The sequence below is a fragment of the Pseudoalteromonas sp. NZS100_1 genome, from assembly GCF_015864285.1.
In the GTDB taxonomy this organism is placed as follows: Bacteria; Pseudomonadota; Gammaproteobacteria; order Enterobacterales; family Alteromonadaceae; genus Pseudoalteromonas; species Pseudoalteromonas arctica.
Genome location: NZ_JADYXN010000003.1, coordinates 61,427 through 85,633 on the forward strand (window position 1 = coordinate 61,427; position 24,207 = coordinate 85,633).

Below are 24,207 nucleotides of genomic sequence, written 5' to 3' on the forward strand. Positions count from 1 at the left end.
TTTTATCAAGAGATATTCACCGCCCAAGTACAGCAATTAGACATAACCGCCGCCAGTTTAGCCAAGGCCCACCAACACACCTTAACGCTTGATATATACGTGCTAAGCATTAAGCCCATCATTAAAGTTAGAGTAAACCCATGAACAAAATAGTAGATATTCACGGCAACCCAATTAAATCAACCGACTTTAAGCAAACCCAAACCGAGCAAGATAGCCGCGTTGGTATGCTAATGCGTCAATTTGCACAGCACCCAAGTGAAGCGCTTACCCCTGCTAAGTTATCGCAACTATTAAAAGACTCAGAAGCTGGAGACTTAGCAGCCATAGCCGACTTAGCCAAAGATATGGAAGACAAAGACGGCCACTTATTTAGCGAACTAACCAAACGCCGCAGAGGTTGGCTTAAATACGATTGGTCAGTAGAGCCGCCGCGCAACGCCACAGAGCAAGAAGAAAAAGACGCCGCAGCAATCCAAGAAATACTTGAAGATGCCACATGGCTAGACGACCTACTATTTGATTGCAGCGACGCAATACTAAAATCGTTTTCGTGTAACGAGCTAAGTTGGGCGTTTGATGGCGGCGAGCACATTATTACAGGCTACGAGTTTCGCGACCAAAACCTATTTAAAACCCATCCAGATAACCGCAACCAGTTAATGCTGCGCGACAACAGCTACACAGGGCAAACACTAAATCCGTTTGGCTGGTGCGCGCATATTCACCGCAGTAAATCGGGGTATATTCACCGCACCGGGTTAACCTCAACGGTGGCATGGCCTTACTTATTTAAAAACTATTCAATACGTGACCTTGCAGAGTTCCTAGAGATTTACGGCTTACCGCTACGCTTAGGTAAATACCCCAATGGTGCCAGCGATGATGAAAAAGCCACTTTGTTACGTGCCGTGCTTAGCATCGGTCATAACGCAGGTGGCATTATCCCGAAGGGGATGGAGATTGAATTTCAAAATGCCGCCAATGGTCAATCAGACCCGTTTGAAGCTATGATCAAGTGGTGTGAAACCACTCAAAGTAAAGCGGTATTAGGCGCAACGCTTACAAGCCAAGCCGACGGTAAAACCAGCACAAACGCCCTTGGTAATGTACACATGGACGTACTAAACGACATAACCGAAAGCGATTTAAAACAAGTAGCCAACACTATAACGCGCGATATTATTTACCCAATGCACGCGCTCAATTCTAAAAGCTATTCAGGCACGCGCCGTATACCACGCTTTAAATTTGATACCAGCGAACCCGACGACATCGCATTATTAGCGCCAGCACTTAAAATACTTACAGAAGTTAACTACCCAATACCGGCTAAATGGGTAAGCGAAAAAACCCAAATACCATTACCTGAAAAGGGCGAGGCGATACTCAGCCTGACTCCTACTGAGCCAACAGCACTTAAAGGCTTTGCTGCACTTAAAAACGCACCGCCAAAAGACAACGCCGACTTAGTGGCCGAGCAGTTAGCTACACAAGCACAAACCCACTTAAACAGTATGAGCGATGCCGTAACCGAGCTTGTTAAAAACGCCAGCAGCCTAGAAGAAATACGCGACGGCATACTGGCCCTAGAGCCACACATAAGCACTGAGGGCTTTAGCGAGCTAATGGCAAAGGCTATGGCAGCCAGTGAGTTACTAGGCGCGCTAGAAGTGGATGAGGGCCGTTAAATGGCTGTTAGATACGGCTCACTCCCGTTTGACGATGGTATAAAGTTTTTTAGGCAAAAGCTAAATACACCGAGCACCAGTTGGGATGATGTATGGCAAAACGCCCACAACCGCGCGTTTATGGTGGCAGGCGTAACCAAAGCTGACATGCTTAACGACTTTTACACCTCAGTAGACAAAGCCATAAGTGAAGGTAAAAGCCTGGGCTGGTTTCAAAAAGAGTTTGATAATATCAAAGCGCGTTACGGTTGGGAGCATAACGGCCAGAGCGCATGGCGCAGCCAGTTAATATACGAAACCAATATACGCCAAGCCTACAACGCAGGGCGTGAGGGGCAAATACAAGCGCTTAAAGCAAGCCGCCCTTATGCGCTATACAAACACGGCGATAGCGAAAGCCCGCGCGTACTGCATTTAAAATGGAATAACCTAGTATTACCGGTAGATGATCCATGGTGGGACACCCACAGCCCGCAAAATGGCTGGGGCTGTAAATGTAAAAAGTTTAGCCTAAGCGAACGCGAGCTTAAGCGCCGTGGCCTAACCGTAGGCACAGCACCCGATAATGGTAACTACACCTGGACAAGCAAAAAAACAGGCGAAGAGTTTGAACTACCACGCGGGATTGATCCGGGCTTTGACTACACCCCCAAAAATACTGCCCAGCTAACAAGCCTGGCTAAAAAGCAAGTGGTCGACAAGCCACCGTTTAAACAGCGCGTAGCAGATTATCAAGCAAGCCGCATTGTACCATCGGCTTACAGCACCGCTAAAAACGTCACCGCGCTAAAGCTCGACCCATTATTAGCAATGCTCGATAGCGTAGTGCTTAGCGGCTTAAACAGCTTTTTAACCGCCAAGCAAACTAAAACCCTGTTTGTAAAAAGCAACGAAATGAGCGCAGGTTCTAAAGCAAACGCCGCCATACGCAGCGACGTTGGGCAATACCTAGGCGTAGACGACTTTTACGCCCGCATGCAATATGCCACCCGTAACCCTAAACGGGTAGGCGGGTTTACCTCTGTGGGGTTTGAGCACGTAGTGGTAAAAGTAAAAGCCAGCCAAAATTTAGCAAAAGTAGACATGCAAGCTGTGCAAGACACCGCCGCACTTACCGTAAAGCTCGCGGCTAACAACGCAGGTAAGTACAGCTTTAAGCACAACGGGCAAACCTTAAAACGTGATCATACAATATCAGATACACTTAACGCACTGGATAAAAACGAAGCCCATGCAGTGGTAGCCACATGGCTACACGAACTAGGCCACCAAGTGCATTACTATGCAGGCGCACCGGCTTTTTTAAAAAACGCCTTACCCGTAACCTATTACGGAGCCGCCAACAAGTACGAAGAATTTGCCGAGGCATTTACCGCCTGGGCGCTTGCTCGTAACGAACTTAAAAAATGGCAACCCGACTTAGTAAGCTGGATAGACCAACTAGTAAAAGATGCCGCCAAATCACAGGAAAAAAGACGATGACATTAATCGAGCAAACGCAGCAGCTGCTAAAGAAAATCCCGTACACCATACAAACGTGCCGCGATTTTGCACAGCTTGAAAAACGCGCCAAAGGCCAAGAGGCCGACCAAATAGCCGATCTATTACCGGCACTTATTGCAGGGCTAGACCAGCAAACACACCTAGAAGCATTTAACGAAGGGTTAGTGTAATGGCAGGCGCTAAAATACAAATAAGCACTCAAGGCGCACAAGCAGTAAGCGACGTGCTAACCCAGCTTATTAAAAAAACCAACAATCTAGCGCCAGCATTGGGTAACGTAGGGGAGTATTTAATGCTTACTCATCGCGATCACTTTGACGAGCAACGCAGTCCCGACGGCACACCATGGCAAGCACTTAGCCCCGACTACGCAAAGAATAAAAAAAAGAACAAAGATAAAATACTTAGACTAAACGACATACTGCGCGACACGTTCGCTTATAACGTGGGGGACGAATCATTAGAGTTTGGTACAAACATGGAATACGCCGCTATTCATCAATTTGGCGGCACCAGCGATATGATCCCTCATTTAGCTGCCATCCCAGCAAGGCCATTTTTAGGGTTATCGGATGATGACGAAAAAGAAGTTATTATGATTTTAGGTAAATTTATATTGTAATTATTCTTTTTATGTTAGTTCAAGGTTGTGTATGCTAACAAAAAATTAAAGGATTAACGAAATGATATCTAATAATATTCGGCATAAAATTAGCTCGATTAGTAAAGGTCTTAGTGACTTAAAGTTAACAGTAGTTGGAAACGATAGCGCGCTCCAATTAATAGATATCGCGATAGAAATTTTTGCTTCAATAAAAAAAATTGCTGAAATAGATATTGTTTTATTGAGTAAAAAAATGGACTCGATTTTTGATTTTATAAGGGTTGTTGATGAAATTAAAGAGTTTTTTTCAAGCGAAAAAGTCGGGTTTAAGTCCTCAAGTGGTAGACAAGTTTTCGGTATAAATAATATCAATAGACTACAAAAAGATACTTTTAGCTTACTTGAATTAATTCAATCTATCTCTAGTAATGAGTCAACAAAAGATGAAAAAGAAATCAAACAAGAACTATCACTTAAAAATAATCAATTATTAAAAAACGAAAAACGTTTCGATGAATTAGCTGCTTCCTTTAAAAAACAACATGGTGAGACTATAAGGGTATCTCAAGAAAAAGCGGAACAGTTATTAACTTTCTTATCAAGTAGTGTTAAAGAGTCAGAGCAAAAAGTTAGCAATACTTTATCGATAATTCAAAGTAGTGTTAGTGAATATAAGGATGAACTTGGTACTCTAGGTAATAAAATCACAGAAATAGAAACGACTCAAAAAGAACAAATTCAGGCGTTTAAAGATGAATATGAAAAAGCCAAGCAAGAGATAGAAACTAAAAAAAATGAAATAAATGAACTATTAAAGATAGCAAGTGAAGGTGTAATAGCTGGTTCTTTTGACGAAGGTGCAATATCAGAGAAAAGAATCGCAGACAATCTAAGGTACGGCTCTTTGGGTTGTATGTTAGGAATTATTATTATAGCTATTTTTACCTTTGTAGAATCGACAAAGTTTGGTTTTGATTGGGAAAACACAATTCTAAGAGCTGTACTAATTTTTATTCTATCTATTCCGGCAACCTATTTATCAAGGGAGTCATCTAAACACAGAAAACAAGAATATAACTTACATCAAACTGCACTTGATTTGAAAACCATAGATCCATTTTTAAGAAGTTTACCTGAGGCAGAACAAATTAAATTAAGGGTAAACCTAGTTGAAAGCCTGTTTGGTTCTAAAAAGCAAAACAGTATCGAAAAAGATACTTACCATACCGATAGTAGTGAATTGTTCATGGAATTTCTTAAAAAGTTAGATTTCAGAAAACAAGCTCCAAATGAAACATCTAGCACCCCTAGAGTTACAAAGTAATATGCTAAGAAAATTAGATAAATATTTAGATGATGTAGTCTCCCCATACTGGGAGATTCTTCTTTATTTTTTATTAGGACTTTTCATGTTGACGGGGCTAATTGTAATTTTCTTTTGTGATAAATCATTAGCTGACAAGTTTTCTAGTTTTGGAAGTTTTGCAGGCTTTTTGGTATCAATAGCTGCTTTCATATATGCAAGGAGGGAGTACTTAAGACAACGAGGCTTAAATGAGCGAGTTGGAATGCAAACAGGATCGTTACCAAAGCTAAGGAATTATTTGACAAGTAACGTTGTTATGATTGCATCAAATTTCCACTCAGTTACGAAAGGATTCAAGAGCAATGATGGCGAGCTGTCTGGAGGTTTTGATGAGTTGGAAGAGCTCGAGAAAGATGATATAAGATTTGAAAATAATAGATTAGAAAAAGAATTACATGAAATTTGGCAAGAGTTTATGGCCCAAAAAGAAAAGGCCTTTTATTATGAAGCTAAATTCAAATCTAATTTTGCATGTAAAAATGAAGAATTAGAAAATTTGATATTAAGTCTCCAAGACGTTCTATTTCTAATTTCTTTCAAACTTAACAAATTTCAATTACGTAGTAATCAATCTGAATTGTTAGCTGAACGCATAACTGATAATGCATATTATAAGTTATTTATTGAAGATAAGTTCGATACTTGGGATAGTCTAGATAAAGTAGATTATGATGATGTACAAAAAAGGCTCCGAGTGATTGTTAATGAAGTCATAGAGTCTCTTAAGTTTTAGTTACCCTTTGGGTTGCGAAACTTATGAAAAGCCTTTACAGCTGCTTTTAAACAGAGTTTAAACAGGGTTGCATTGTTAATGTTGACTCCAGTTTTATTGTGACAAACCCAAATTCACTTTTTAACCTGTAAATATCCCTTATAAATTCCCGAAACACCGCACGGCCAACCAAAACAATTCTAAACCCATACTGAGCACAGATTATTCAAACTGTGCTCAGCCATGAAAAAAACATTTGCCAAATACTTACTTGGAACTGCCTCACTTACATCGCGGCTGGCTGTTTTATCTGCTAACAAGCCTGCCGACCTAGGTTTTGCTGCGTGCCGCTTTGCAAGCGAAATTAACGAGCAAGGTATAAGCGAGCGCGTAATGGTAATGCCCGACGGCTATTTTAACTCGCACGATGGCCGCCCATTCGATGTGCCTGCTAATGCCTGGTTACTAGACCAAGCTGCATATGAGCTGTTAAAAAGCACAGCTAGCACACGCACCAACGACTACCACTTTGACTACGAGCACCAAACCCTACACGCCGAAGAAAACGGCAAACCAGCCCCTGCTAGCGGTTGGTTTAACCCAAGCGATTTAGAGTACGTACCAGGCGAGGGGCTGTATGCCCTTAATGTACGCTGGACACCCAGCGCCCGCGCTCACCTAAAAAACGACGAATACCGCTTTATAAGCCCTGTTTTTCATTACGACAAACAAACAGGCCGTCCAACCAAATTACGCCATTTTGCCCTTACTAACGACCCAGCGGTAGACGGTATGGACAAAGTAGCCGTTTTAAAAAGCGCTTTAAACAGTTCTAAAACCCATGTTAACAATGGAGAAAATACCATGAATGCAGCTCAAAAATTGCTGAGCTTGCTAGGTATAGCTGTGGATGGTGATAACGTCACCGATGCAGATTACACCCAAGCAACAACAGCACTCACTGCTTTAAAAGCTAAGGCCGATGAAGCCGATACGCTTACCAATCAACTAAGTAACGCAAACGATGCCGTTGCCGCACTTAAAGCAAATAGCCCTATAGAGGTTAATTTAGCTAAGTATGTGCCGGTTGAAACCTACAACGCATTGCACACTGAAATGGTTGCCCTTAAAAGTACCAGTGATACCCAAACGGTTGAGCAGGAAATTAACAAGGCTAAACAAGATGGCCGTGTGATTGCTAGCGAAGAAGAATACCTAACTAGCTTAGGTAATCAGCAAGGGATTGCCGCGTTAAAAGCGGTGTTAGATGCCCGTTCACCTATTGCGAGCTTAACCGCTCAGCAAACAACTAATGCACCTAAGCCCGCGCAAAACCAAGACGGCTTAGCAGCACTCACCGCAGACGAAAAGTATGCAGCAGATCAGTTAGGTCTATCGCACACGGCTTATGCCAAAGCTAAACAGGAGCAAAACTAATGGCTTTAGTGACCTCAGCACTTTTAACCGCATTATTTACTGGTTTTAAAACCGAGTTTGAACAAGGTAAATCAGAAGCAGCACCGCAATTTAATAAAATTGCCAGTGTAATTAAATCTACATCGGCCAGTAATACCTACGGCTGGTTGGGTAAGTTCCCAAGCCTGGCTAAATGGATTGGCGATCGAAATATTCAAAGTATGAAATCGCAGGCGTACACCATTACCAACGACGATTACGAGTCAACGGTAGGCGTAGACCGCAACGATATTGAAGACGACAACCTAGGCGTGTACTCACCTATTTTTAAAGAAATGGGTAACGCGGCGGCCATTCACCCAGACGAAATGATTTTTCCATTACTAGCGGCAGGTTTTACAACGCTGTGCTACGACGGGCAAAACTATTTTGACGAAGAACACCCCGTTTATCCTAAAGCCGACGGCACAGGTACTGCGGTGTCTACTGCCAATATGGCGATTGATGTTGATTACACTGGTGATGCCTGGTACGTGCTCGATACCTCAAAAGCACTTAAGCCGCTTATTTTTCAAGAGCGTAAAAAGCCTAACTTACTTGCGATGACAAAAACCGACGATGAAGCCGTATTCACTCGCAAAGAATACCGTTATGGCGTTGATTGCCGTGATGCAGCAGGCTTTGGTTTTTGGCAATTAGCTTTTGCTAACAAACGTGCATTAACACCAGATAACCTATGGGACAGCATTGAAACAATGCGCAGTTTTACCGCCGACGGTGGCCGTAAGTTAGGTATTAAGCCAACCATGTTGGTTGTACCAGCAAGCATGGAAAAGCTAGCAACCCGCATGTTAGAGCGTGAAATGGAATCAAACAGCTCAAACGAACTTAAAGGCCGTGTAGAGCTGCTAGTAGCTGATTACCTTTAACAGCTAACCCCATGAAAAAACCCTATTAAGTACGGGGCTGCTTAGCCCCATACTTTAAACCAGGAGTAATAATGAAATGGCTAAAAACCTTAAGCTCACTGCGCTTGCATCTATCATTGTGCATTGCACGCAGCCTACGGGCTACCGCCGTGGTGGCATTGCACACCCAAGCGGAAAAAACACTATTGCAGCTATCGAGCTTACACAACAGCAGCTTGAAGCAATTGAAAATGATCCACGCTTATCGGTGCAAATTGTACCGCTCGATGCGAGTACTGCGCAGAACCCACAGCTGGACGCAGATAACATGGGTGCAAATTTAGATGCCCCTAAACTCTACACTCAAGTTGATTACACCCAAGCACCAATAGAGCTGCAACCTGTTATTGCATTAATGATTGATGCTCAAATGGAGATTAAGCCGGTTGTCGAGCAGGTAGCTTATGAAGCGCCTGGCGAAAACGAAGGTGATGTTATTAAAGTTAAAGTGCCTGCACTTACCCGTGATTTGGCTTGGCAATGGCTGAAAGAAGCAGCCAAAGCAGACGAGGGCGAGTAAATGGCCTACGCAACAATAGCCGCAATGCAAAAGCGCTTTGGCGAGCAAGAACTTATTTATTTAAGTGAACGCGATGACGCCCCAGCCGATGTAATTAATATTGCAGTTATTGAGCAGGCCATTACCGATGCAAGCGACATGATTAACGGCTATTTAGCTGGGCGTTATGAATTGCCGCTTGTAACGGTGCCTAACCTACTTGAGCAATTTTGTTGTGATATTGCCCGTTATAAATTAGGCACAAACGACACCCCAGAGCACATAGAAACCCGCTACAAGGACGCAGTAAAGTTTTTAACCTCAGTGGCTAAAGGAGAACTAAGCATAGGGGTTAATGCACTAGGCGAAGACGCAAAAGTGCAAGACACCGCCACCATACAAAGCGCAGGTACTGTGTTTTCACGTGAAAAGTCAAAGGGGTTTATTTAATGTTTGAAATTACAGCCGACTATTTTGCCGCTCAAACCCCACTTAAACAGGCACTTGAACAAGTACCAGATATTAAGCGTGTTTATTTAAGCGACGAGTTAGCCGACGTAAAAGAAGACCGCCAAACAACCCCCAGTATTCACCTTATGTACTACGGCGATAATTTACCGGAGAGTAAAAATGCAGGTTATTTAATGCAGTTAACTCAAACATGGATTGTTGTATTGGTTGTGCGTAAGCAAGACACAAATGCAGGTGAGCACCTAACAAACATTATTCGTGCTATGGCAGGCAAAGTGCTTAATGGCACGGGGCCATGGCTTAGAGTAAACACCCCAGCTAAACCCCAATTCACCAAAGGCCATGCGTATTACCCGCTGGCTTTTACTTGTCAAATGAGACTTAAAGGAGCGCTTTAATATGAGCGACGGTATTTTACTAGCGGGCAACATTTTTGTAGACCGCTTAAACGAGCAAGGCGTAAGCACCGGCCAAATCTTTGGCCCAATTAACACCACTAAGCTAGGTATTAAAGCCGAAGCCGATTCGGTTGTACGTACATCAAATAAAAAAGGCAGCAAAGGCCAAGCACTTGATGACGTAAAAATAGGTAAGCCAACGGTTGTTACGTGGGAGTTTGACGACCAGCCAGCCGAAATGATCGCGCTGGCGCTTATGGGCGATGTAGCTGCCATCAACGATGCAGCCGGTACATTAACCGATGAAGCTATAACAATGCCTGCAAATCAATCATGGGTTGCAGTACCAGGGCAAAACTTTACAAACGATGTAGTGGTAAAACAAGCCACTGTAACCTTGTCTGTCGGTGTTGATTACGAGTTTAACTTTGCGCTGGGCATGATACGCGCTATTAAAGGCGGTGCATTGGATGCTGGCGGCAGCATTACCGTAACAGGTAGTTACAACGCCCGCAGCGGTAAACGCATTAATGGTGCAACAGTATCGCAAACGCGCTTACGTATTTTTGGTGAAGGCACAAATTTAGCCAATGGTAAGCAAGTTAACTTTGAAATTTACGACACTTCAATGATGCCAACCTCTGAGCTTGATTTAGCAAGCAGTGAGTTTGTAACCGCTGCGCTTGAAGGAACAGCCAAACTGGTAACAGGCAAAAAAGAGCCGTACTACATTGACGAGCTAGACGCTGAATAAACCCCATAAAGCGTATTTATAAAGGGGCGTTCGTCCCTTTATCTACCCATTCAAGCACTGTTTAAACTGAGTTAAAACCATGGCAAATAAAACCCTAGAATTAGCCCTACGCATTGTTGCCGAAGCCACAGGCAAGCAAAATATTGAGCAGCTAGTAACCGAGCTTGAAAATATTGAGCAAAGCGCAGATGCAGCTAATCCAGCAGCTAAAAGCCTCAGTGAATCGTTAGACAAAACCGACAACAGTGCAAAACAAACAGGTCAAACAGCAGGCAAACTTGCTAAAGAATTAGACGGGTTAGCTAATCAAGCTGATCTTATTCGTGCGTTTGAGCAGTCAAAGCAAAAATTAGAACAACAAGAAATTGCTACAACCGCTGCGGCGCTCGCCCTTGATAAACTTCAAACCGAAGCTAAAAACACCGATAAGCCTTTTGTGCAGCTTGCACGCTCACTCGATGCCGCAGAAAAAGACCTAACACAAATGCGCACCGAGCTTACACAGCAAGCAAGTAAGCACACCGTACTACAAAATGCCCTTAAAAAGTCAGACGTAGACACCAATAATCTACGCGCAGCCAAGCGCGATTTAGCTGCCCAGTTTGATAAAACTGGCCGCTCAGTTGATAAATTTAGCAATAACTTACGCACAGGAACCACAGCGCAACGTGTCCAAGCGCAAAGCTTAGACGGCGTTATAGGTAAAGTAACCGCATTGGCTGCCGCTTATGTTGGCCTTGACCGTGTGGCTCAAGCAGTAACCCAAGTATTTACCACTGGCGATAAGTTTGAAAAGCTAGGCGTTCAAATGCAGGCGCTTATGGGCGGCATAGCTGGTGGTGAAAAAGCCACAGAGTGGGTAAAAGACTTTACTAAAAACACCCCATTGCAAATGGGTGAAGTAAGCCAGGCGTTTGTAAAATTGAAAGCCTTTGGCCTTGATCCAATGGATGGCACCATGCAAGCCATTACCGACCAAGCACTAAAGTTAGGCGGTGGTTTTCAAGAAGTTGAGGGCGTAAGCCTTGCATTAGGCCAAGCCTGGGCTAAACAAAAGTTACAAGGCGAAGAAATACTACAGCTAATTGAGCGCGGTATACCAGTATGGGAACTATTAGAAAAGAGCACCGGTAAAAACACCGTTGAGCTGCAAAAGCTATCAAGTGCAGGCCAGTTAGGGCGTGATGTAATAAAAGGCTTAATAGATGAAATGGGCCGCGCGAGTGCTGGCTCAGCCGCTGCACAAATGGCGCTTTTTAGCGGGCAAGTATCAAACGCTAAAGACAATATGGAGCAGTTTTATAACCTAATAGCGCAAAGTGGCGCCATGGATTGGTTAAAAGCTAATATAACAGCCCTCAATGCTGAGTTTGCAGCTATGGCCGCAGATGGACGCTTGCAAGAGTGGGCGCAAAAAATTAGTAATGTTATTGTAAGTACGGGTGAAGCAATTAAAGGCGTTGCAACAACACTTTACGAATACCGCGAAGAAATAGCCACCGTAGCTAAAGTGTGGCTTGCGCTAAAAGTAGGTAACTATTTTACAAGTGTAATAAGCGGTGCCGCAACGGCCATTGCATCATTAAGAACTTATACCGCAGCAGTTGGCTCTACAACCGTAGCGACCAATGCGGCAGGTATAGCTGCTGCAAAGTGGAGTACAGCACTTAAAACAGTCGCTAAAGCGGGATTATACACTTGGTTAATTAGCGAACTAATTGAGGTTGGCTTTTTATATAAAGACTTACTTGTAGCCGAAGAAGCGCTACGTAAATCACAGCAGCAATCAGCGCAGCAAGCGGAATTACTCACCGATGAATTAAAATCGTTATCTGACTCAACTGGCTTAGTTATTACTAACATGGCCGAGTTAGACGCGCTTATAGAAGCAGGCACACTAGTATGGGATGACGTAACCAACCGTTATGTAAATATTGAATACCAGCAGCAAAAATTAGCCGAGTCCACAGCTAAAACCTTAGCAGCTGAAAAAGAACGCCAGGCATTTTTAAACCTAACATTACCCGACGCTGTAAAAACCATAGAGTCGTTACAGCAACAAGCCACTGCACTTGATGGTGTAACCGTAGGCGTAGACGGCTTTTTACAAAGTATAGAGTCGGCTCGTACTGCTATTATTGCCGCCGGTGAACAATACCAGGGCCAATTAGTTGTATTAGATGCACTAAAAGTTAAGTTTACTGAGCATGGCGAATTATTAGAGCGTCAAAAAATATTTGCAGGTGATGTGGGTAAAGCCTACGAGGCGCTGGGCTTAACCTCAGTTAAAGCGCTGGACGATACCGCAAACAAGCTACGTGCAGCTTATGAGTTAATGCAAGAGTCTGAGCAGCCCTTAGCTATACAGCAACAAGCGTATTTAAAGTGGGCCGAAGCCGCAATAAAAGCCGCAGATGCTACCGACCAAACTGTACCCTCAAGTATTCAAGCCGCAGCTGCCGCGCTTGGGCTTACCGAAGAGCTAGACAAGCTGATAGAAAAGGCCAACGCACTTAAGCCGGTAACAGATACTAACAGCGATGCAGTAAACCGCTTTACGCGTGAACTAGAGCAAACCCGCGACGCAATTATTACTAATCAGCAAGTAATGGCAAGCAGCACTGCTACCGCTGAGCAAAAAGCCCAAGCCCAAGCAGCACTTACTATTCAGCAACAACGCTTAGCTGATCAAACAAACGATTTAACCCGAGTGCAGCAGTTAGAACTTGCAAGCCTCGGCGAATTACAGCGCCAACAAAGTAATGTAACCGCAGAGCTTGAACGGTTAAATAGTCGTTATCAATCGGGCGCGTTAACGGCTCAAGAATACAATTACCAAAAAGAGCGTTTAAGCGATGTACTAGCCGTTGTAAATAACTTATTAGGTGACTTTAAAAACGCACAAGATGCCGCAACAACATCAACCAAAGCAGGCACTCAAGCAACTAAAGAACAAGCCAGGGCAAGTGACTCTGCAACTAAAAGCCTACGTGAGCAAATAGGACAATTAGATAATGTATCTCGCTCATACCAAAATGCATCACAAAGCGCTCAAAGTTACTACAGTCAACGAAGCCAAACGTCTGGCGCAAGCGTTAGCCAAGTAGTCGATTATCAAGAAAATAATGGTCGAAATGCATATGACTTAGATACACCCGAGATTAGAGCCGAACGTAACAAAAGACAAAGAGCAGGTTATGAAACTGGGCATTTGGAGAAGTACCAAAGAAGTGTTGCATCCGCCAAAACGAATGCCGATTTAGATAAAATTTATAAAGAGCTTAACCAGCAGTTGAGCAAGTTAGGTACTGAGAATAAAAAGATAATTAATGATGCGATTAAAGCACGACGTGAAGCGTTTAAGCCCAGCAATAAAGTAAGTCAAACACCGGCTTACACGCCTAGCTATGCACCCACACAAACTTATACACCAAAAGCACCCAAGTATTCGCAAAATAATACAAGCTCTAACGTCGCATCTAACAGCGCTTTAAACAGCTTAGCCTCAGTAGTAAAGGAGCTAACAGCCGCTTTAAAGGCCCAGCCAGTTACGAATGCTGGAAATAGTAACGCAGTCAAAACAGTGCGTTTAGAGCTTGTGCTACCTGATAAACAGCTCATTTATGGTGAATTTGAAGAACGCTTTTTACAAACATTAGAGCAACTGAGTAATACACAATGATAGTAATTAACGCCCAGCAATTAGATAACTTTGTTTGGTTAGACGAACTCGATTACAGCGCCGTTGCTGAGCAGTCAGAACGTGCCCTAAATGGTGCGCAGCATATAGAAAAAACGATTATACCCGCTGGGCGCTCAATCAATTTATACAGTGACTTTGAGGCGGCCAGCGTGTTTAACCCGTTATTTGAACACGGCAACACAACGCTAACTCAGTTTGAAATAACAATACGCGGCACTGTATTTAATGTGGTGTGGGACCACAGCCAAAAGCCGGTAGAGGGTAAACCACATACGCATTTTTCAGACTCCGCACCTACCTATTTTCAAAACGTAAACCTACGTTTAAAAACTGTTTAAAGGCCCGATAATGCAAAGAACCGATTTAAAAATATTTAAGCCACAGCGCATAGGTAACGAGCTACACGCAGGCGGACACCGGACAAGCAACGCTATTGTAAGTGGCAAGCTTAACGATGTATTTAGCTCAATCAGTGACATTGACCATGCGCGTTCATCATTTGATTTAGTGAAGCTATACCCAGCGCTAAGCACTGACGATTCAAGCCGCCTGCAGGACGCGCACATATTCCTAAGCGACCAGCCAGATGATCCGCTTGTAAATGTATTGCTGGTTGAAGCTGCTGACTTAAAAGACACTGACACAGTTGCAGAAATGCTGCCTTATTTATCACTGGCCAGCACTAAGTATCATGGAACAAGCTTATTAACCGAAAGTGTTGAAGCAGATAGCCAAACGCTAAGAGTTGCAGAAAGAAGTCGATCATTAACGCCAAGTGTCAAAACTGTCACACAAGCGCTTAATTTAAGTCCTGATAGTGAAGTGGGTTTTAAAACCGCCCGTGTACTTAGTTACGGTGATATAACTGAAATATACATTGAAGTACCCGACTTACTAATAGATTCACCAGTATTTAATGCCAGTTACCAAAGCTATAAATATACAAAAGAGCTTTACTTTCCTCCTTCTGGTCAGCCTTACGAGCGCTTTATTTATAAGGTTGTTACTCTTGATTTAAAGCAATCTGAACTTTCACTCAATGGCAATACGGTATCCGTAATACTTGATAGAAATTCAGCTGTAACTAAAGACCAATATTTTACACTCAATTACTTTAGTAAAGATGACTTTAGATTCCATTCATTTGCAGCAAACCAAAACGTAACACTTGCAGCAGGTGAGACTGTTTTACCCGGTTATTCACGACTTAGAAAAACAGATGAAACAAAAGTTTTTACCGATGATAAACAAGGCCGCTTTATTGCCAATGGCTATGTTTTTGCAACGATTGATTATGAAACCGGGATTATTACAGATATTGACGGCGTTGATTACAGCGGCACCGTTGATGATAACCTTGGGGTTACAATTATTAAAGGCGATAGGAAAACGCGCCACAAACAATGGCAATTGCCTAACAGCTCTTTTGCACGAGACTCGCTTTATATTACCTACCAAACAACAGACGGTACTAAGTTTAGCGCATCTAGCGATTTAAGCGGTGCAATAACTGGCACTAGCGCTACAGGTGAAGTGAGCGCCACAGGTTATGTTGATATAACCTTTACAGTTGATGTAAACCCCGAATCAATACGTTACGACTATAACGAAGTTTCTCAGGTTACGGTTCCTTCGCCAGATGGCGGTTTTGATCTTTCAAAATTACCCGGAGGCGGTATTGTCAATATATTTCATCAATTTGGGCAAGTCAGCGTTCAAAATAGAGAGCGAACTCAGCTGCAGGGATTAACTAGTGGCCAAGTCATTAGTGCAATAACTGATGCTAATTTTGTAGATATAGCCGATGCGCAAGGAGAAAGCTTGTGGTCTGCCACAGACGAAAATTACAACTATGACAAAAGCAGAGGTGAAATAACAATAAATGCCGGTGTGAGTGGGTTTAGCCCGCCATTTATAATCACGGCTATTCAATCTGAGTTGGTTACTATTAGTGGCATCAGCGGTAGTATATTAAGCCTATTAACACCGCTTAAACGCGCATACCCAGCAGGTGCAACAATAAGCAGCGTACAGGTGCTAGGTGACTTTCAGGCGCAAAGTAAAGATGAGCGCACACTGGCCGCTTGGCAAAACAATTTTGCTGATTCTAGTGCTGCTGCCTCAAGCGCTATTAATACTGTTCAATACCCAATTGAGCTTACAAATATAGGCGCAATAGCCCAGCGTTGGGCCATTGTTTTTACATCAACAACCGCTTACAACGTGATTGGTGAATCAGTGGGGAACATATACAGCGGTGACACATTAAACGACTGTACGCCTATTAACAGCTTTGCAGGCGCTCCGTATTTCATATTACGTAAAGAGTCCTTTGGCGCAGGCTTAAACCCCGGTGAAGCGTTCTTATTTGAAACGCTTGCAGCGAGTAAGTCAACAATGCTAACCCGCTCAGTTTCACCAGGACATTCAGAAATAACGCGTGACAACTCAACTCTAAGTTTTCGTGGTAATAAGGATTAAATAATGGCTCAAACACCAACAGTTTATAGATGGGATGACCCCGGCGCACCGCAAGTTGTAAACGGTAATTATAGTGAATTAATTAATATTATTGATAAGTGCTTAGTGACAGGTTATGGCTCAAAGCAACCGCTTGGCTGGATTAAAGAGCTAGATGAAACGTTAGCTTGTTCATATAAAAATAAAGGTTCTGGTCACTCGGTTGTATTTAGTAGTGCATCTGGTGTTAATGATGATAAAGGAGTTAGAGTTCAGTCTGCTAGAAATGTATTTGACGCTGATAACCTAGAGCGCGCAGGATACAAACAAGCGTTTAAGGTTTTTCCGGATAAAAATACAGCTTGGGTAATTATAGGAACAACTAAAGCATTTTATTGTTTTTTTTGTTATGCAGGTAGTTATCAGATGCCATCAACGTTATATCAAGCAGGATTATTTGTAGGTGATCTGTCTAATGCTATCACAGGAGATTCGTCTAAATTCATAGCTGTTTGCTCATTTATTTCAGAAGATTTAGACCTTTCAAGCGGTAGCGCAGGTACTAACTATGGCTCTAATATTATGTTTTTAAATGACAGGCAGTATGATGGATATAATACTCCTATACATATATATGACACTGACGGCGCTGAACATTTTGGGAAGTATATCCCAACATTGATTAAAGATACCGTAAAGAAACCAACCCCTGAAACTGAATCTATTCCGGTTAATTATTTAGAGCCAATTTTACTAATACATCAAGATTACGGAAGTAGCTTAGATAGAGATTCTAAACCAGTGTTTGAAAGCAAAACGAGACCAGCATTAAGAGGGCAGTTACCCGGCTTGTTTACTTCTTTAATTGGTCATCCATTACGGCTAATTTGGCCCGCTATCGTAAATTACGGAAATGAATTTTTAATTTTGAAATCTGTAGATGGCGCATCGAATAGGCTGCTAATAAATACTGAGGTATGGGATGACTAATCTTTATGTTGGTGATGTTTCTCAAGATGGTTACTTAAATGGCACTGTTTTTACTCCTTACGCAGGAACAAAGACCGCTTTACCTATTGCTGTTGAATTTCAGCGTTTATACAAGTTTATAGCAGTCGGTGGATCTTCAACAAGGTGTACCTTTGTTGAAATACTTAAAACCGGTGGACGTAGGTTAGTTTCTGAATATACAAGGCGAGCCGCTTGGGGGCCGTTTGAGTATTTACCAGCTCAAGATGTAGATTCGGTTCAAATTTATTACAAAACGAACGGTGATACTACAACTGGCTTGAGCTTTATTGATATTACCGTTGATAATTTTATTGCTGAAAAAAGCTTTACTTTGTCAAAAGTATTTACAGGATTAACTGATATACCAGCTTCATCTTTAAACATAGATTTAGATCCAAATGCAGAGCGATTGTTAATCTTAGATAGAAGTAATGGCAGTCGTTTATATTATGGCAAAGCAAATAGCCCTACAGTGAAAATAACACTACCAGCAAAATACAGTGTCGATCCCTTATTAACATGCATAATTCTTGATGATGACTTAGCTTATACAGGCGCTATTTTAGATGGAGTAATTGCAGAAATAACAGACTTATCTAAATGATTGAAATTAGGTTTAAACAGCGCTACTCAAATGAAATATCTACATCACCAATAAAGCTCAGGTTTAACATTGATTATGTTGAACCTGAGTCAAAAGAGGTGGCTGTTGATTACCAAATAAATTGGTATGGCCACGCGATTAAAGAACGGCAACAAACTATCGAATGGACATCAGTTAACATTGGTGCATCAATTATTTTTGATTACAACAGCGGTTTAGGTTATGAAGTTAACTTCAATAACGAATGGTCTGGAAACGACACTGAACAAACAGAACTAAATGCTATTTGGCGCACAGGCCTTAACGTTTCAAACATATTTGAATTAACGTTTAAACCTAATACACCAATTGAAGAAAATCAAAATTCAATTTCGTGGTTAAACAACTTAGATACTGAGTCAACCACGCTTTTAATGCCTTGGAGAACAGGCCTAATTAATGAAAGTTCATGGCAGTTCGACTGGCGAGTAACCCCTGATTTAAATCAAAAAGTTTTCGTTATCTACTACGGACAAACAGATAAAGAATATATTTGTTATTGGCGAAGCCACCCATTTAAAGGCTATGCAAAACTCGACTTTAACGCCCCATATCAAGCCCGAACAGGCTCTATAAAAATGCGCTTCAATGCACCTGATAAAGTGTGTTATTGGGGCCTGCCCGGTGGTTTAGTTCGCAGTGATGATGACATACCAACAATAGACAGAAAAATACCTATCGAGCCTCAAATTAGGAATACATATATCATGCAGCCAACCATTAATTGCGTGCGTGTTTCAGACGACGTAAAAATACTAATTAGTAGCGTAAATTACTCAGTATCTCGCAGCCAGTTTAGTGCTACGGGTAGTCTTAAGTTCTGTTCTCGTATCGACTTTGAACGCGCCCTGGGCCAAGAGCTAAAAGTCTCAATAAACGGCTACGATTTTTATGTTATTTGTGAGCAGCCTAGCACTGCCAATCGCTTTGCAAATTCAATTTATAGTGCAAGCTGTCGTGGTCGCTTTGCGCTCTTATCAGCCCCATATGCTCGCGCAACAAACTACGCCAACCCAACGGCTAAAACGTTAGCGGGGATCATGTCTGATATTTTAGTAAATACAGGCTGGTCACTCGATAATAAAATGATAGATTACCCAATACCAACTGGGGCATTTACTTATACTGATTTAACCCCCGCAGCTGCGCTTTTAAGTGTTGCTAAGTCGGTAGGGGCAATGCTTGATATAGACAGCGCTAACAAAACTGTTTCAGTTATACCTGCTTGGCCTGTTATGCCTTGGGATACTGAAAACGCTATTTGTGATGTAATACTAAACGACTCAATAATACTTGAGCACAATACAAGTCAAACAATTAACCAAACGAATAACGCGGTATTTGTGCGCGGAGAACAGCAAGGCGTAGCGTGTAAAATTAAACGTGCGGGAACGCAAGGCGATCAGTTTGCAAGTGACGTAGTTGACTCATTAGTAACAGACAACCAAGCAGCAAGGCAGCGCGGCTCATATGAGCTTGCAAATAGTGGCAACAAACAGCAAAGCACTATTCGTACAAAACTACTAAACGACTTACCACCAATTAGACCAGGCATGTTAGTAGGTGTTACATATGCCAACTCCATCTACAAAGCAACGTGCGATAACATGGATATAAGCGCAAGTATTAGCGACTCAGGCGCTATCACAGTAAGCCAAACGGTAAAGGTGATCAGCAATGTCTAACACACTCAACCGGCTAGGCTCAGTGCTTGATAGAACGCAGCGAACAATAGTAACAGTGGTTACAGTGAACTCAAACGGCACCACACACGTTCAATATAGTGATAGCAGCCAGAGTGTTGTGTTGGGTGATAGCGTTGAATCAGGTGCGGCATACGTTGAAAATGGCCGTATTGTTGGTGCAGCCCCAATGTTGCCGTATACAGAAATAGAAGTTTAATTTAAAAATTTGTTAGGTTAGGTGTTTAACTGCTGTTTTAAAATTGGCCAAAAGTAGCAATTGAGCAGATATATTTAATTATTTAGGCTCGGGCATTTCTTGTATTTACCCATCCTAACCCGCGCGAGTTACTTGGGTAATTAACATTTACCCAACGTAACCCGTGCGATTACCCAATTTTGGTCGGCGGCTACACGTGAGTTTATAAAAATGCCACAATTAACAAATGGTCAATTGGTTGGATATCACTGAAAATGGAGGCTCTCTCAAAGCCTTTATAAATGCGGGTTTGAATGAGTTATCCACGGTTTCTGTGGATAACTCTGTTTATGAAACTTTAAGAACATCATCGGCACCAATGGTTTAGGGTGCTACAACGATTTCAAGCTTTTAAATCACTATTTTTAATTCAATATAAAACAATGGGTTATGATTTGATGCTGAATGTATGCAACTCGATGAGGGAATTTTTTCGTAACGATAAACCAAGCAGTACCTTTGTGTGAAAAAGCATCATATATCACTGGGTGTTTGTAATAAAAGTTATAAAAATGTGTTTTAATTGGTTTTTGGTGTGTTTAGGCTCTATTTTAACAAAAAGATGCAAAAACTAAGTTTTACTATTTTTTCGAATCTTTACTTCTTTAATTACTTCAATTGTAGTGATAAATCCGTGGCTTGAACTGCCTTGATGCTTTAAAATGATTCGTTCAGTAAAAGAGGCCTATTTATTTCATGCGCGCAATTTCAAAATCCCAGACTCGCCCAGATTTACTAAACGATCCCATCTTGCCCACATTAAAGACGATGACCATCCCGATGATATTCGGCATGATCACGCTAATGATGTTCAATATTGTCGATACATTCTTTATAAGTTTACTAGGCACTGAGCCGCTTGCAGCGGTGAGCTTTACATTTCCGGTTACCTTTACCGTTATTAGCTTAGCAATAGGGTTGGGGATCGGTACATCGGCGGTAATAGCAAAAGCGCTCGGTAGTAATAAAATAGATGAAGCGCGTTTTGACGCCAGTATTTCTTTAATGGTTGGTGTGGTTCTGGTTATTGTGTTGTCATCTGTTGGGTATTTACTGATTGACCCCATATTTACTTTGCTAGGAGCGGGCGCACAAGTATTGCCGTTAATACACGAATACATGAATATATGGTTTATCGGTAGTGTATTTTTAATAACCCCAATGATTGGTAACTCGGTACTGCGCGCCAGTGGCGATACAAAAACGCCAAGTATAGTAATGGGTGGAGCAGGGCTGATAAACGCCGTACTCGACCCTATACTGATATTTGGTTTTGGGCCAATACCTGCCTTAGGTATTCAAGGCGCTGCCATAGCAAGTGTTATTGCATGGTCGGTTGCTGTGGTTATTATTTTATATATATTAGCGGTTAAAAAACGCTTGTTGAGCCTAAAAGCAGGCAAGCAAACAGTGACTGGCGCTATTCGTAAAATATTAAAAATTGGTTTGCCTGCTGCCGGCGCAAACATGCTTACACCGGTTGCAATGGCCGTAATGACCGCTATGGTTGCGCACCACGGGCCAGAAGCCGTAGCCGCATTTGGAGTGGGAAGCCGAATAGAATCTATTGCAAGTATATTAGTGCTTGCGCTATCTATGACTTTGCCGCCGTTTGTTAGCCAAAATTTTGGGGCTGGCAAATTGTGCCGCGTTAAAGAAGCGTATACCGGTACACTAAAATTTGTGATGGTATGGCAATTTGCTATTTACGTATTACTCATTGCATTTTCAGGTGTTATAAGCCAATTGTTTGGTAAAGAACAAGCCGTAATAGATGTAATTAAGCTCTTTATTTATACCATCCCGTTAAGCTATGGCTTACAAGGGGTGATCATATTATCAAACTCATCGTTTAATGCTTTACACAAACCAATGTACGCACTGGTATTAAGTGTCATTCGGTTATTCATATTTTATGTACCATTTGCTTATGTAGGCAACGAAATAGCCGGATTATTAGGGCTGTTTATTGGCGCTGCTTTAGGTAACTTATTTACAGCAATAGTGGCGTATAAATGGTTTATGAAAAAACTAGAAACGCTGAGCGGCGAATCGTTACAGGAGTGCAATAATTGAGCGACCATTTTCAGTTGAAATCACATTTTAAACCAGCAGGCGATCAGCCAACAGCGATTAAACAGCTGTGCGAAGGCCTAGAAGCAGGGCTTGCACATCAAACATTATTAGGCGCCACTGGTACAGGTAAAACCTTTACCATGGCTAATATTATTAACGATTTAAACCGTCCAACAATAATAATGGCGCACAATAAAACACTTGCCGCGCAGCTATACGGAGAAATGAAAGAGTTTTTCCCTAAAAATGCGGTTGAGTATTTCGTATCGTATTACGATTACTACCAGCCAGAAGCCTATGTTGTATCAAGCGACACCTTTATTGAAAAAGATGCCTCGATAAACGAGCACATAGAGCAAATGCGTTTAAGTGCAACCAAAGCACTGCTTGAACGCCGCGACACCATTATTGTGGCGTCGGTATCGGCTATTTATGGTTTGGGCGACCCTAAGTCATATATGAAAATGATGCTGCTTTTAAAAGTGGGCGAAAAAGTAGATCAACGCGACATGCTACGTCGCCTTGCCGAAATACAATATACGCGTAACGACATAGATTTTAGCCGTGGTACGTATCGTGTACGCGGTGAAGTGGTTGATATATTTCCTGCAGAATCTAGCACCTTCGCAATTCGCGTAGAAATGTTTGATGACGAAATAGAGCGCTTGAGTATTTTTGATCCGCTTACTGGCGCCGTCGAAAAGCATATAATACGCACCACTATCTATCCAAAAACACACTATGTTACCCCGCGTGAAAAAATACTCGGTGCTATCGATAAAATACAAGAAGAACTAAAAGATCGAAGAGCCCAGTTACTCAGTGCTAATAAATTAGTAGAAGAACAACGTGTAACACAGCGTACGCAATACGATATAGAAATGATGCGAGAGCTAGGTTATTGCTCTGGTATAGAAAACTACAGCCGCTATTTGTCGGGTCGTACGCCAGGCGATCCGCCGCCTACGTTACTTGATTATCTCCCAGACGACGCATTGATGATTATTGATGAATCGCACGTAACCGTATCGCAAATTGGCGCGATGTATAAAGGCGACAGAAGCCGTAAAGAAAACTTAGTTGAGTATGGCTTCAGAATGCCCTCTGCAATGGATAACAGGCCGCTGCGCTTTGAAGAATTTGAAGCTATTTCACCACAAACAATTTATGTATCGGCTACACCTGGTGATTTTGAATTAGAGCGTTGTGTGGGCGCAATTGCAGAGCAAGTAATTCGCCCAACAGGACTGCTTGACCCACTTATTGAAGTTCGCCCAGTAGGCGATCAGGTAGACGACCTCCTATCAGAAATTTACAAAAGTGTAGAGAAGGGCGAGCGTGTACTTGTAACCACTTTGACCAAACGTATGTCGGAGGATTTAACCGATTACTTAAGTGAGCACGACGTAAAAGTGCGTTACTTACATTCAGACATAGACACAGTTGAACGCGTTGAAATTATTCGTGATTTACGTGCTGGCGTGTTTGATGTGTTAGTGGGTATTAACTTACTTCGAGAGGGCCTGGATATGCCAGAAGTGGCGCTAGTAGCCATACTTGATGCCGATAAAGAAGGTTTTTTACGCTCGGCGCGTTCAATTATTCAAACCATTGGTCGTGCTGCACGTCACTTAGATGGTCGCGCTATTTTATATGGCGACAGAATCACAAAATCGATGGCTAAGGCCATGGACGAAACAGCGCGCAGACGCGAAATTCAGCATGCTTATAATATTGAACACGGTATTGAACCGCATTCACTAGCCAAAAAGATTCTTGATGCGATGGATATAGGCGAAGAAGCCGGCCCTAAAGATAACCTTAGACTTGTTCGTAAAGACTCTAAAAAGGTACTTAGCGCCAAAGAAATTACCGTACAAATTAAGCAGCTTGAAACCAAAATGCATGCATACGCAAGCGACTTAGAATTTGAAAAAGCGGGCTCTGTTCGCGATGAAATACATGAACTACAACAACAGTTGATTAATTAA

Annotated in this window: 21 protein-coding genes; all 21 read left to right on the plus strand. The window is 42.3% G+C overall.

Annotated elements, in window-relative coordinates; genetic code table 11:
- Nucleotides 1-140: 140 nt before the first annotated feature.
- Complete coding sequence (locus I6F66_RS02820; protein WP_197208732.1) at nt 141-1,691, plus strand: DUF935 domain-containing protein; 1,551 nt, start codon at nt 141-143, stop codon at nt 1,689-1,691.
- On the plus strand, nt 1,692-3,173 hold the full coding sequence (locus tag I6F66_RS02825) for a phage minor head protein (protein WP_197208734.1): 1,482 nt from the start codon (nt 1,692-1,694) through the stop codon (nt 3,171-3,173).
- Nucleotides 3,170-3,364: a hypothetical protein gene (locus tag I6F66_RS02830; protein WP_197208736.1), complete on the plus strand. Its 195-nt coding sequence runs from the start codon at nt 3,170-3,172 to the stop codon at nt 3,362-3,364. The genes I6F66_RS02825 and I6F66_RS02830 overlap by 4 nt, the downstream gene beginning before the upstream one ends.
- Nucleotides 3,364-3,816, plus strand: coding sequence for a phage virion morphogenesis protein (locus I6F66_RS02835; RefSeq protein WP_197208738.1), 453 nt, complete (start codon nt 3,364-3,366; stop codon nt 3,814-3,816). The genes I6F66_RS02830 and I6F66_RS02835 overlap by 1 nt, the downstream gene beginning before the upstream one ends.
- Nucleotides 3,817-3,877: 61 nt before the next feature.
- Nucleotides 3,878-5,122, plus strand: coding sequence for a hypothetical protein (locus tag I6F66_RS02840; RefSeq protein ID WP_197208740.1), 1,245 nt, complete (start codon nt 3,878-3,880; stop codon nt 5,120-5,122).
- A complete protein-coding gene (locus I6F66_RS02845) occupies nt 5,088-5,897 on the plus strand; it encodes a hypothetical protein (RefSeq protein ID WP_197208742.1) in 810 nt (269 codons plus the stop codon). The genes I6F66_RS02840 and I6F66_RS02845 overlap by 35 nt, the downstream gene beginning before the upstream one ends.
- 222 nt (nt 5,898-6,119) lie before the next feature.
- On the plus strand, nt 6,120-7,313 hold the full coding sequence (locus I6F66_RS02850; RefSeq protein ID WP_197208744.1) for a phage protease: 1,194 nt from the start codon (nt 6,120-6,122) through the stop codon (nt 7,311-7,313).
- On the plus strand, nt 7,313-8,221 hold the full coding sequence (locus I6F66_RS02855; protein WP_197208746.1) for a Mu-like prophage major head subunit gpT family protein: 909 nt from the start codon (nt 7,313-7,315) through the stop codon (nt 8,219-8,221). Before I6F66_RS02850 ends, I6F66_RS02855 begins: the two co-directional genes overlap by 1 nt.
- Before the next feature lie 76 nt (nt 8,222-8,297).
- A complete protein-coding gene (locus I6F66_RS02860) occupies nt 8,298-8,780 on the plus strand; it encodes an HI1506-related protein (RefSeq protein WP_197208748.1) in 483 nt (160 codons plus the stop codon).
- A complete protein-coding gene (locus I6F66_RS02865) occupies nt 8,781-9,209 on the plus strand; it encodes a gp436 family protein (RefSeq protein WP_197208750.1) in 429 nt (142 codons plus the stop codon).
- Nucleotides 9,209-9,628 (plus strand): hypothetical protein, encoded by a 420-nt coding sequence (locus I6F66_RS02870; RefSeq protein ID WP_197208752.1) that lies wholly within the window; start codon nt 9,209-9,211, stop codon nt 9,626-9,628. The genes I6F66_RS02865 and I6F66_RS02870 overlap by 1 nt, the downstream gene beginning before the upstream one ends.
- Nucleotide 9,629: 1 nt before the next feature.
- Nucleotides 9,630-10,382, plus strand: coding sequence for a hypothetical protein (locus I6F66_RS02875; RefSeq protein WP_197208754.1), 753 nt, complete (start codon nt 9,630-9,632; stop codon nt 10,380-10,382).
- Nucleotides 10,383-10,461: 79 nt separating this feature from the next.
- Nucleotides 10,462-14,064: a tape measure protein gene (locus tag I6F66_RS02880; protein ID WP_197208756.1), complete on the plus strand. Its 3,603-nt coding sequence runs from the start codon at nt 10,462-10,464 to the stop codon at nt 14,062-14,064.
- The gene (locus tag I6F66_RS02885; protein ID WP_197208758.1) at nt 14,061-14,423 is read left to right on the plus strand and encodes a hypothetical protein; all 363 of its coding nucleotides are present in this window, start codon (nt 14,061-14,063) and stop codon (nt 14,421-14,423) included. Before I6F66_RS02880 ends, I6F66_RS02885 begins: the two co-directional genes overlap by 4 nt.
- Before the next feature lie 10 nt (nt 14,424-14,433).
- Nucleotides 14,434-16,566 (plus strand): hypothetical protein, encoded by a 2,133-nt coding sequence (locus tag I6F66_RS02890; RefSeq protein WP_197208760.1) that lies wholly within the window; start codon nt 14,434-14,436, stop codon nt 16,564-16,566.
- Nucleotides 16,567-16,569: 3 nt separating this feature from the next.
- On the plus strand, nt 16,570-17,535 hold the full coding sequence (locus tag I6F66_RS02895) for a hypothetical protein (RefSeq protein WP_197208762.1): 966 nt from the start codon (nt 16,570-16,572) through the stop codon (nt 17,533-17,535).
- Nucleotides 17,528-18,160, plus strand: a complete 633-nt coding sequence (locus I6F66_RS02900) for a hypothetical protein (RefSeq protein ID WP_197208764.1) — start codon at nt 17,528-17,530, stop codon at nt 18,158-18,160. The genes I6F66_RS02895 and I6F66_RS02900 overlap by 8 nt, the downstream gene beginning before the upstream one ends.
- Nucleotides 18,157-19,884, plus strand: a complete 1,728-nt coding sequence (locus I6F66_RS02905) for a hypothetical protein (protein WP_197208766.1) — start codon at nt 18,157-18,159, stop codon at nt 19,882-19,884. The genes I6F66_RS02900 and I6F66_RS02905 overlap by 4 nt, the downstream gene beginning before the upstream one ends.
- Nucleotides 19,877-20,101 (plus strand): hypothetical protein, encoded by a 225-nt coding sequence (locus I6F66_RS02910; RefSeq protein ID WP_197208767.1) that lies wholly within the window; start codon nt 19,877-19,879, stop codon nt 20,099-20,101. Before I6F66_RS02905 ends, I6F66_RS02910 begins: the two co-directional genes overlap by 8 nt.
- Before the next feature lie 735 nt (nt 20,102-20,836).
- A complete protein-coding gene (locus I6F66_RS02915) occupies nt 20,837-22,216 on the plus strand; it encodes an MATE family efflux transporter (protein ID WP_197176900.1) in 1,380 nt (459 codons plus the stop codon).
- Nucleotides 22,213-24,207, plus strand: a complete 1,995-nt coding sequence (gene uvrB, locus I6F66_RS02920; RefSeq protein WP_197160679.1) for an excinuclease ABC subunit UvrB — start codon at nt 22,213-22,215, stop codon at nt 24,205-24,207. The genes I6F66_RS02915 and uvrB overlap by 4 nt, the downstream gene beginning before the upstream one ends.

What these genes read in the sequence shown, in the direction of transcription:
- I6F66_RS02820 (WP_197208732.1), top strand. Translation starts at nt 141, where the DNA reads ATGAACAAAATAGTAGATATTCACGGCAACCCAATTAAATCAACCGAC.
- I6F66_RS02825 (WP_197208734.1), top strand. Translation starts at nt 1,692, where the DNA reads ATGGCTGTTAGATACGGCTCACTCCCGTTTGACGATGGTATAAAGTTT.
- I6F66_RS02830 (WP_197208736.1), top strand. Translation starts at nt 3,170, where the DNA reads ATGACATTAATCGAGCAAACGCAGCAGCTGCTAAAGAAAATCCCGTAC.
- I6F66_RS02835 (WP_197208738.1), top strand. Translation starts at nt 3,364, where the DNA reads ATGGCAGGCGCTAAAATACAAATAAGCACTCAAGGCGCACAAGCAGTA.
- I6F66_RS02840 (WP_197208740.1), top strand. Translation starts at nt 3,878, where the DNA reads ATGATATCTAATAATATTCGGCATAAAATTAGCTCGATTAGTAAAGGT.
- I6F66_RS02845 (WP_197208742.1), top strand. Translation starts at nt 5,088, where the DNA reads ATGAAACATCTAGCACCCCTAGAGTTACAAAGTAATATGCTAAGAAAA.
- I6F66_RS02850 (WP_197208744.1), top strand. Translation starts at nt 6,120, where the DNA reads ATGAAAAAAACATTTGCCAAATACTTACTTGGAACTGCCTCACTTACA.
- I6F66_RS02855 (WP_197208746.1), top strand. Translation starts at nt 7,313, where the DNA reads ATGGCTTTAGTGACCTCAGCACTTTTAACCGCATTATTTACTGGTTTT.
- I6F66_RS02860 (WP_197208748.1), top strand. Translation starts at nt 8,298, where the DNA reads ATGGCTAAAAACCTTAAGCTCACTGCGCTTGCATCTATCATTGTGCAT.
- I6F66_RS02865 (WP_197208750.1), top strand. Translation starts at nt 8,781, where the DNA reads ATGGCCTACGCAACAATAGCCGCAATGCAAAAGCGCTTTGGCGAGCAA.
- I6F66_RS02870 (WP_197208752.1), top strand. Translation starts at nt 9,209, where the DNA reads ATGTTTGAAATTACAGCCGACTATTTTGCCGCTCAAACCCCACTTAAA.
- I6F66_RS02875 (WP_197208754.1), top strand. Translation starts at nt 9,630, where the DNA reads ATGAGCGACGGTATTTTACTAGCGGGCAACATTTTTGTAGACCGCTTA.
- I6F66_RS02880 (WP_197208756.1), top strand. Translation starts at nt 10,462, where the DNA reads ATGGCAAATAAAACCCTAGAATTAGCCCTACGCATTGTTGCCGAAGCC.
- I6F66_RS02885 (WP_197208758.1), top strand. Translation starts at nt 14,061, where the DNA reads ATGATAGTAATTAACGCCCAGCAATTAGATAACTTTGTTTGGTTAGAC.
- I6F66_RS02890 (WP_197208760.1), top strand. Translation starts at nt 14,434, where the DNA reads ATGCAAAGAACCGATTTAAAAATATTTAAGCCACAGCGCATAGGTAAC.
- I6F66_RS02895 (WP_197208762.1), top strand. Translation starts at nt 16,570, where the DNA reads ATGGCTCAAACACCAACAGTTTATAGATGGGATGACCCCGGCGCACCG.
- I6F66_RS02900 (WP_197208764.1), top strand. Translation starts at nt 17,528, where the DNA reads ATGACTAATCTTTATGTTGGTGATGTTTCTCAAGATGGTTACTTAAAT.
- I6F66_RS02905 (WP_197208766.1), top strand. Translation starts at nt 18,157, where the DNA reads ATGATTGAAATTAGGTTTAAACAGCGCTACTCAAATGAAATATCTACA.
- I6F66_RS02910 (WP_197208767.1), top strand. Translation starts at nt 19,877, where the DNA reads ATGTCTAACACACTCAACCGGCTAGGCTCAGTGCTTGATAGAACGCAG.
- I6F66_RS02915 (WP_197176900.1), top strand. Translation starts at nt 20,837, where the DNA reads ATGCGCGCAATTTCAAAATCCCAGACTCGCCCAGATTTACTAAACGAT.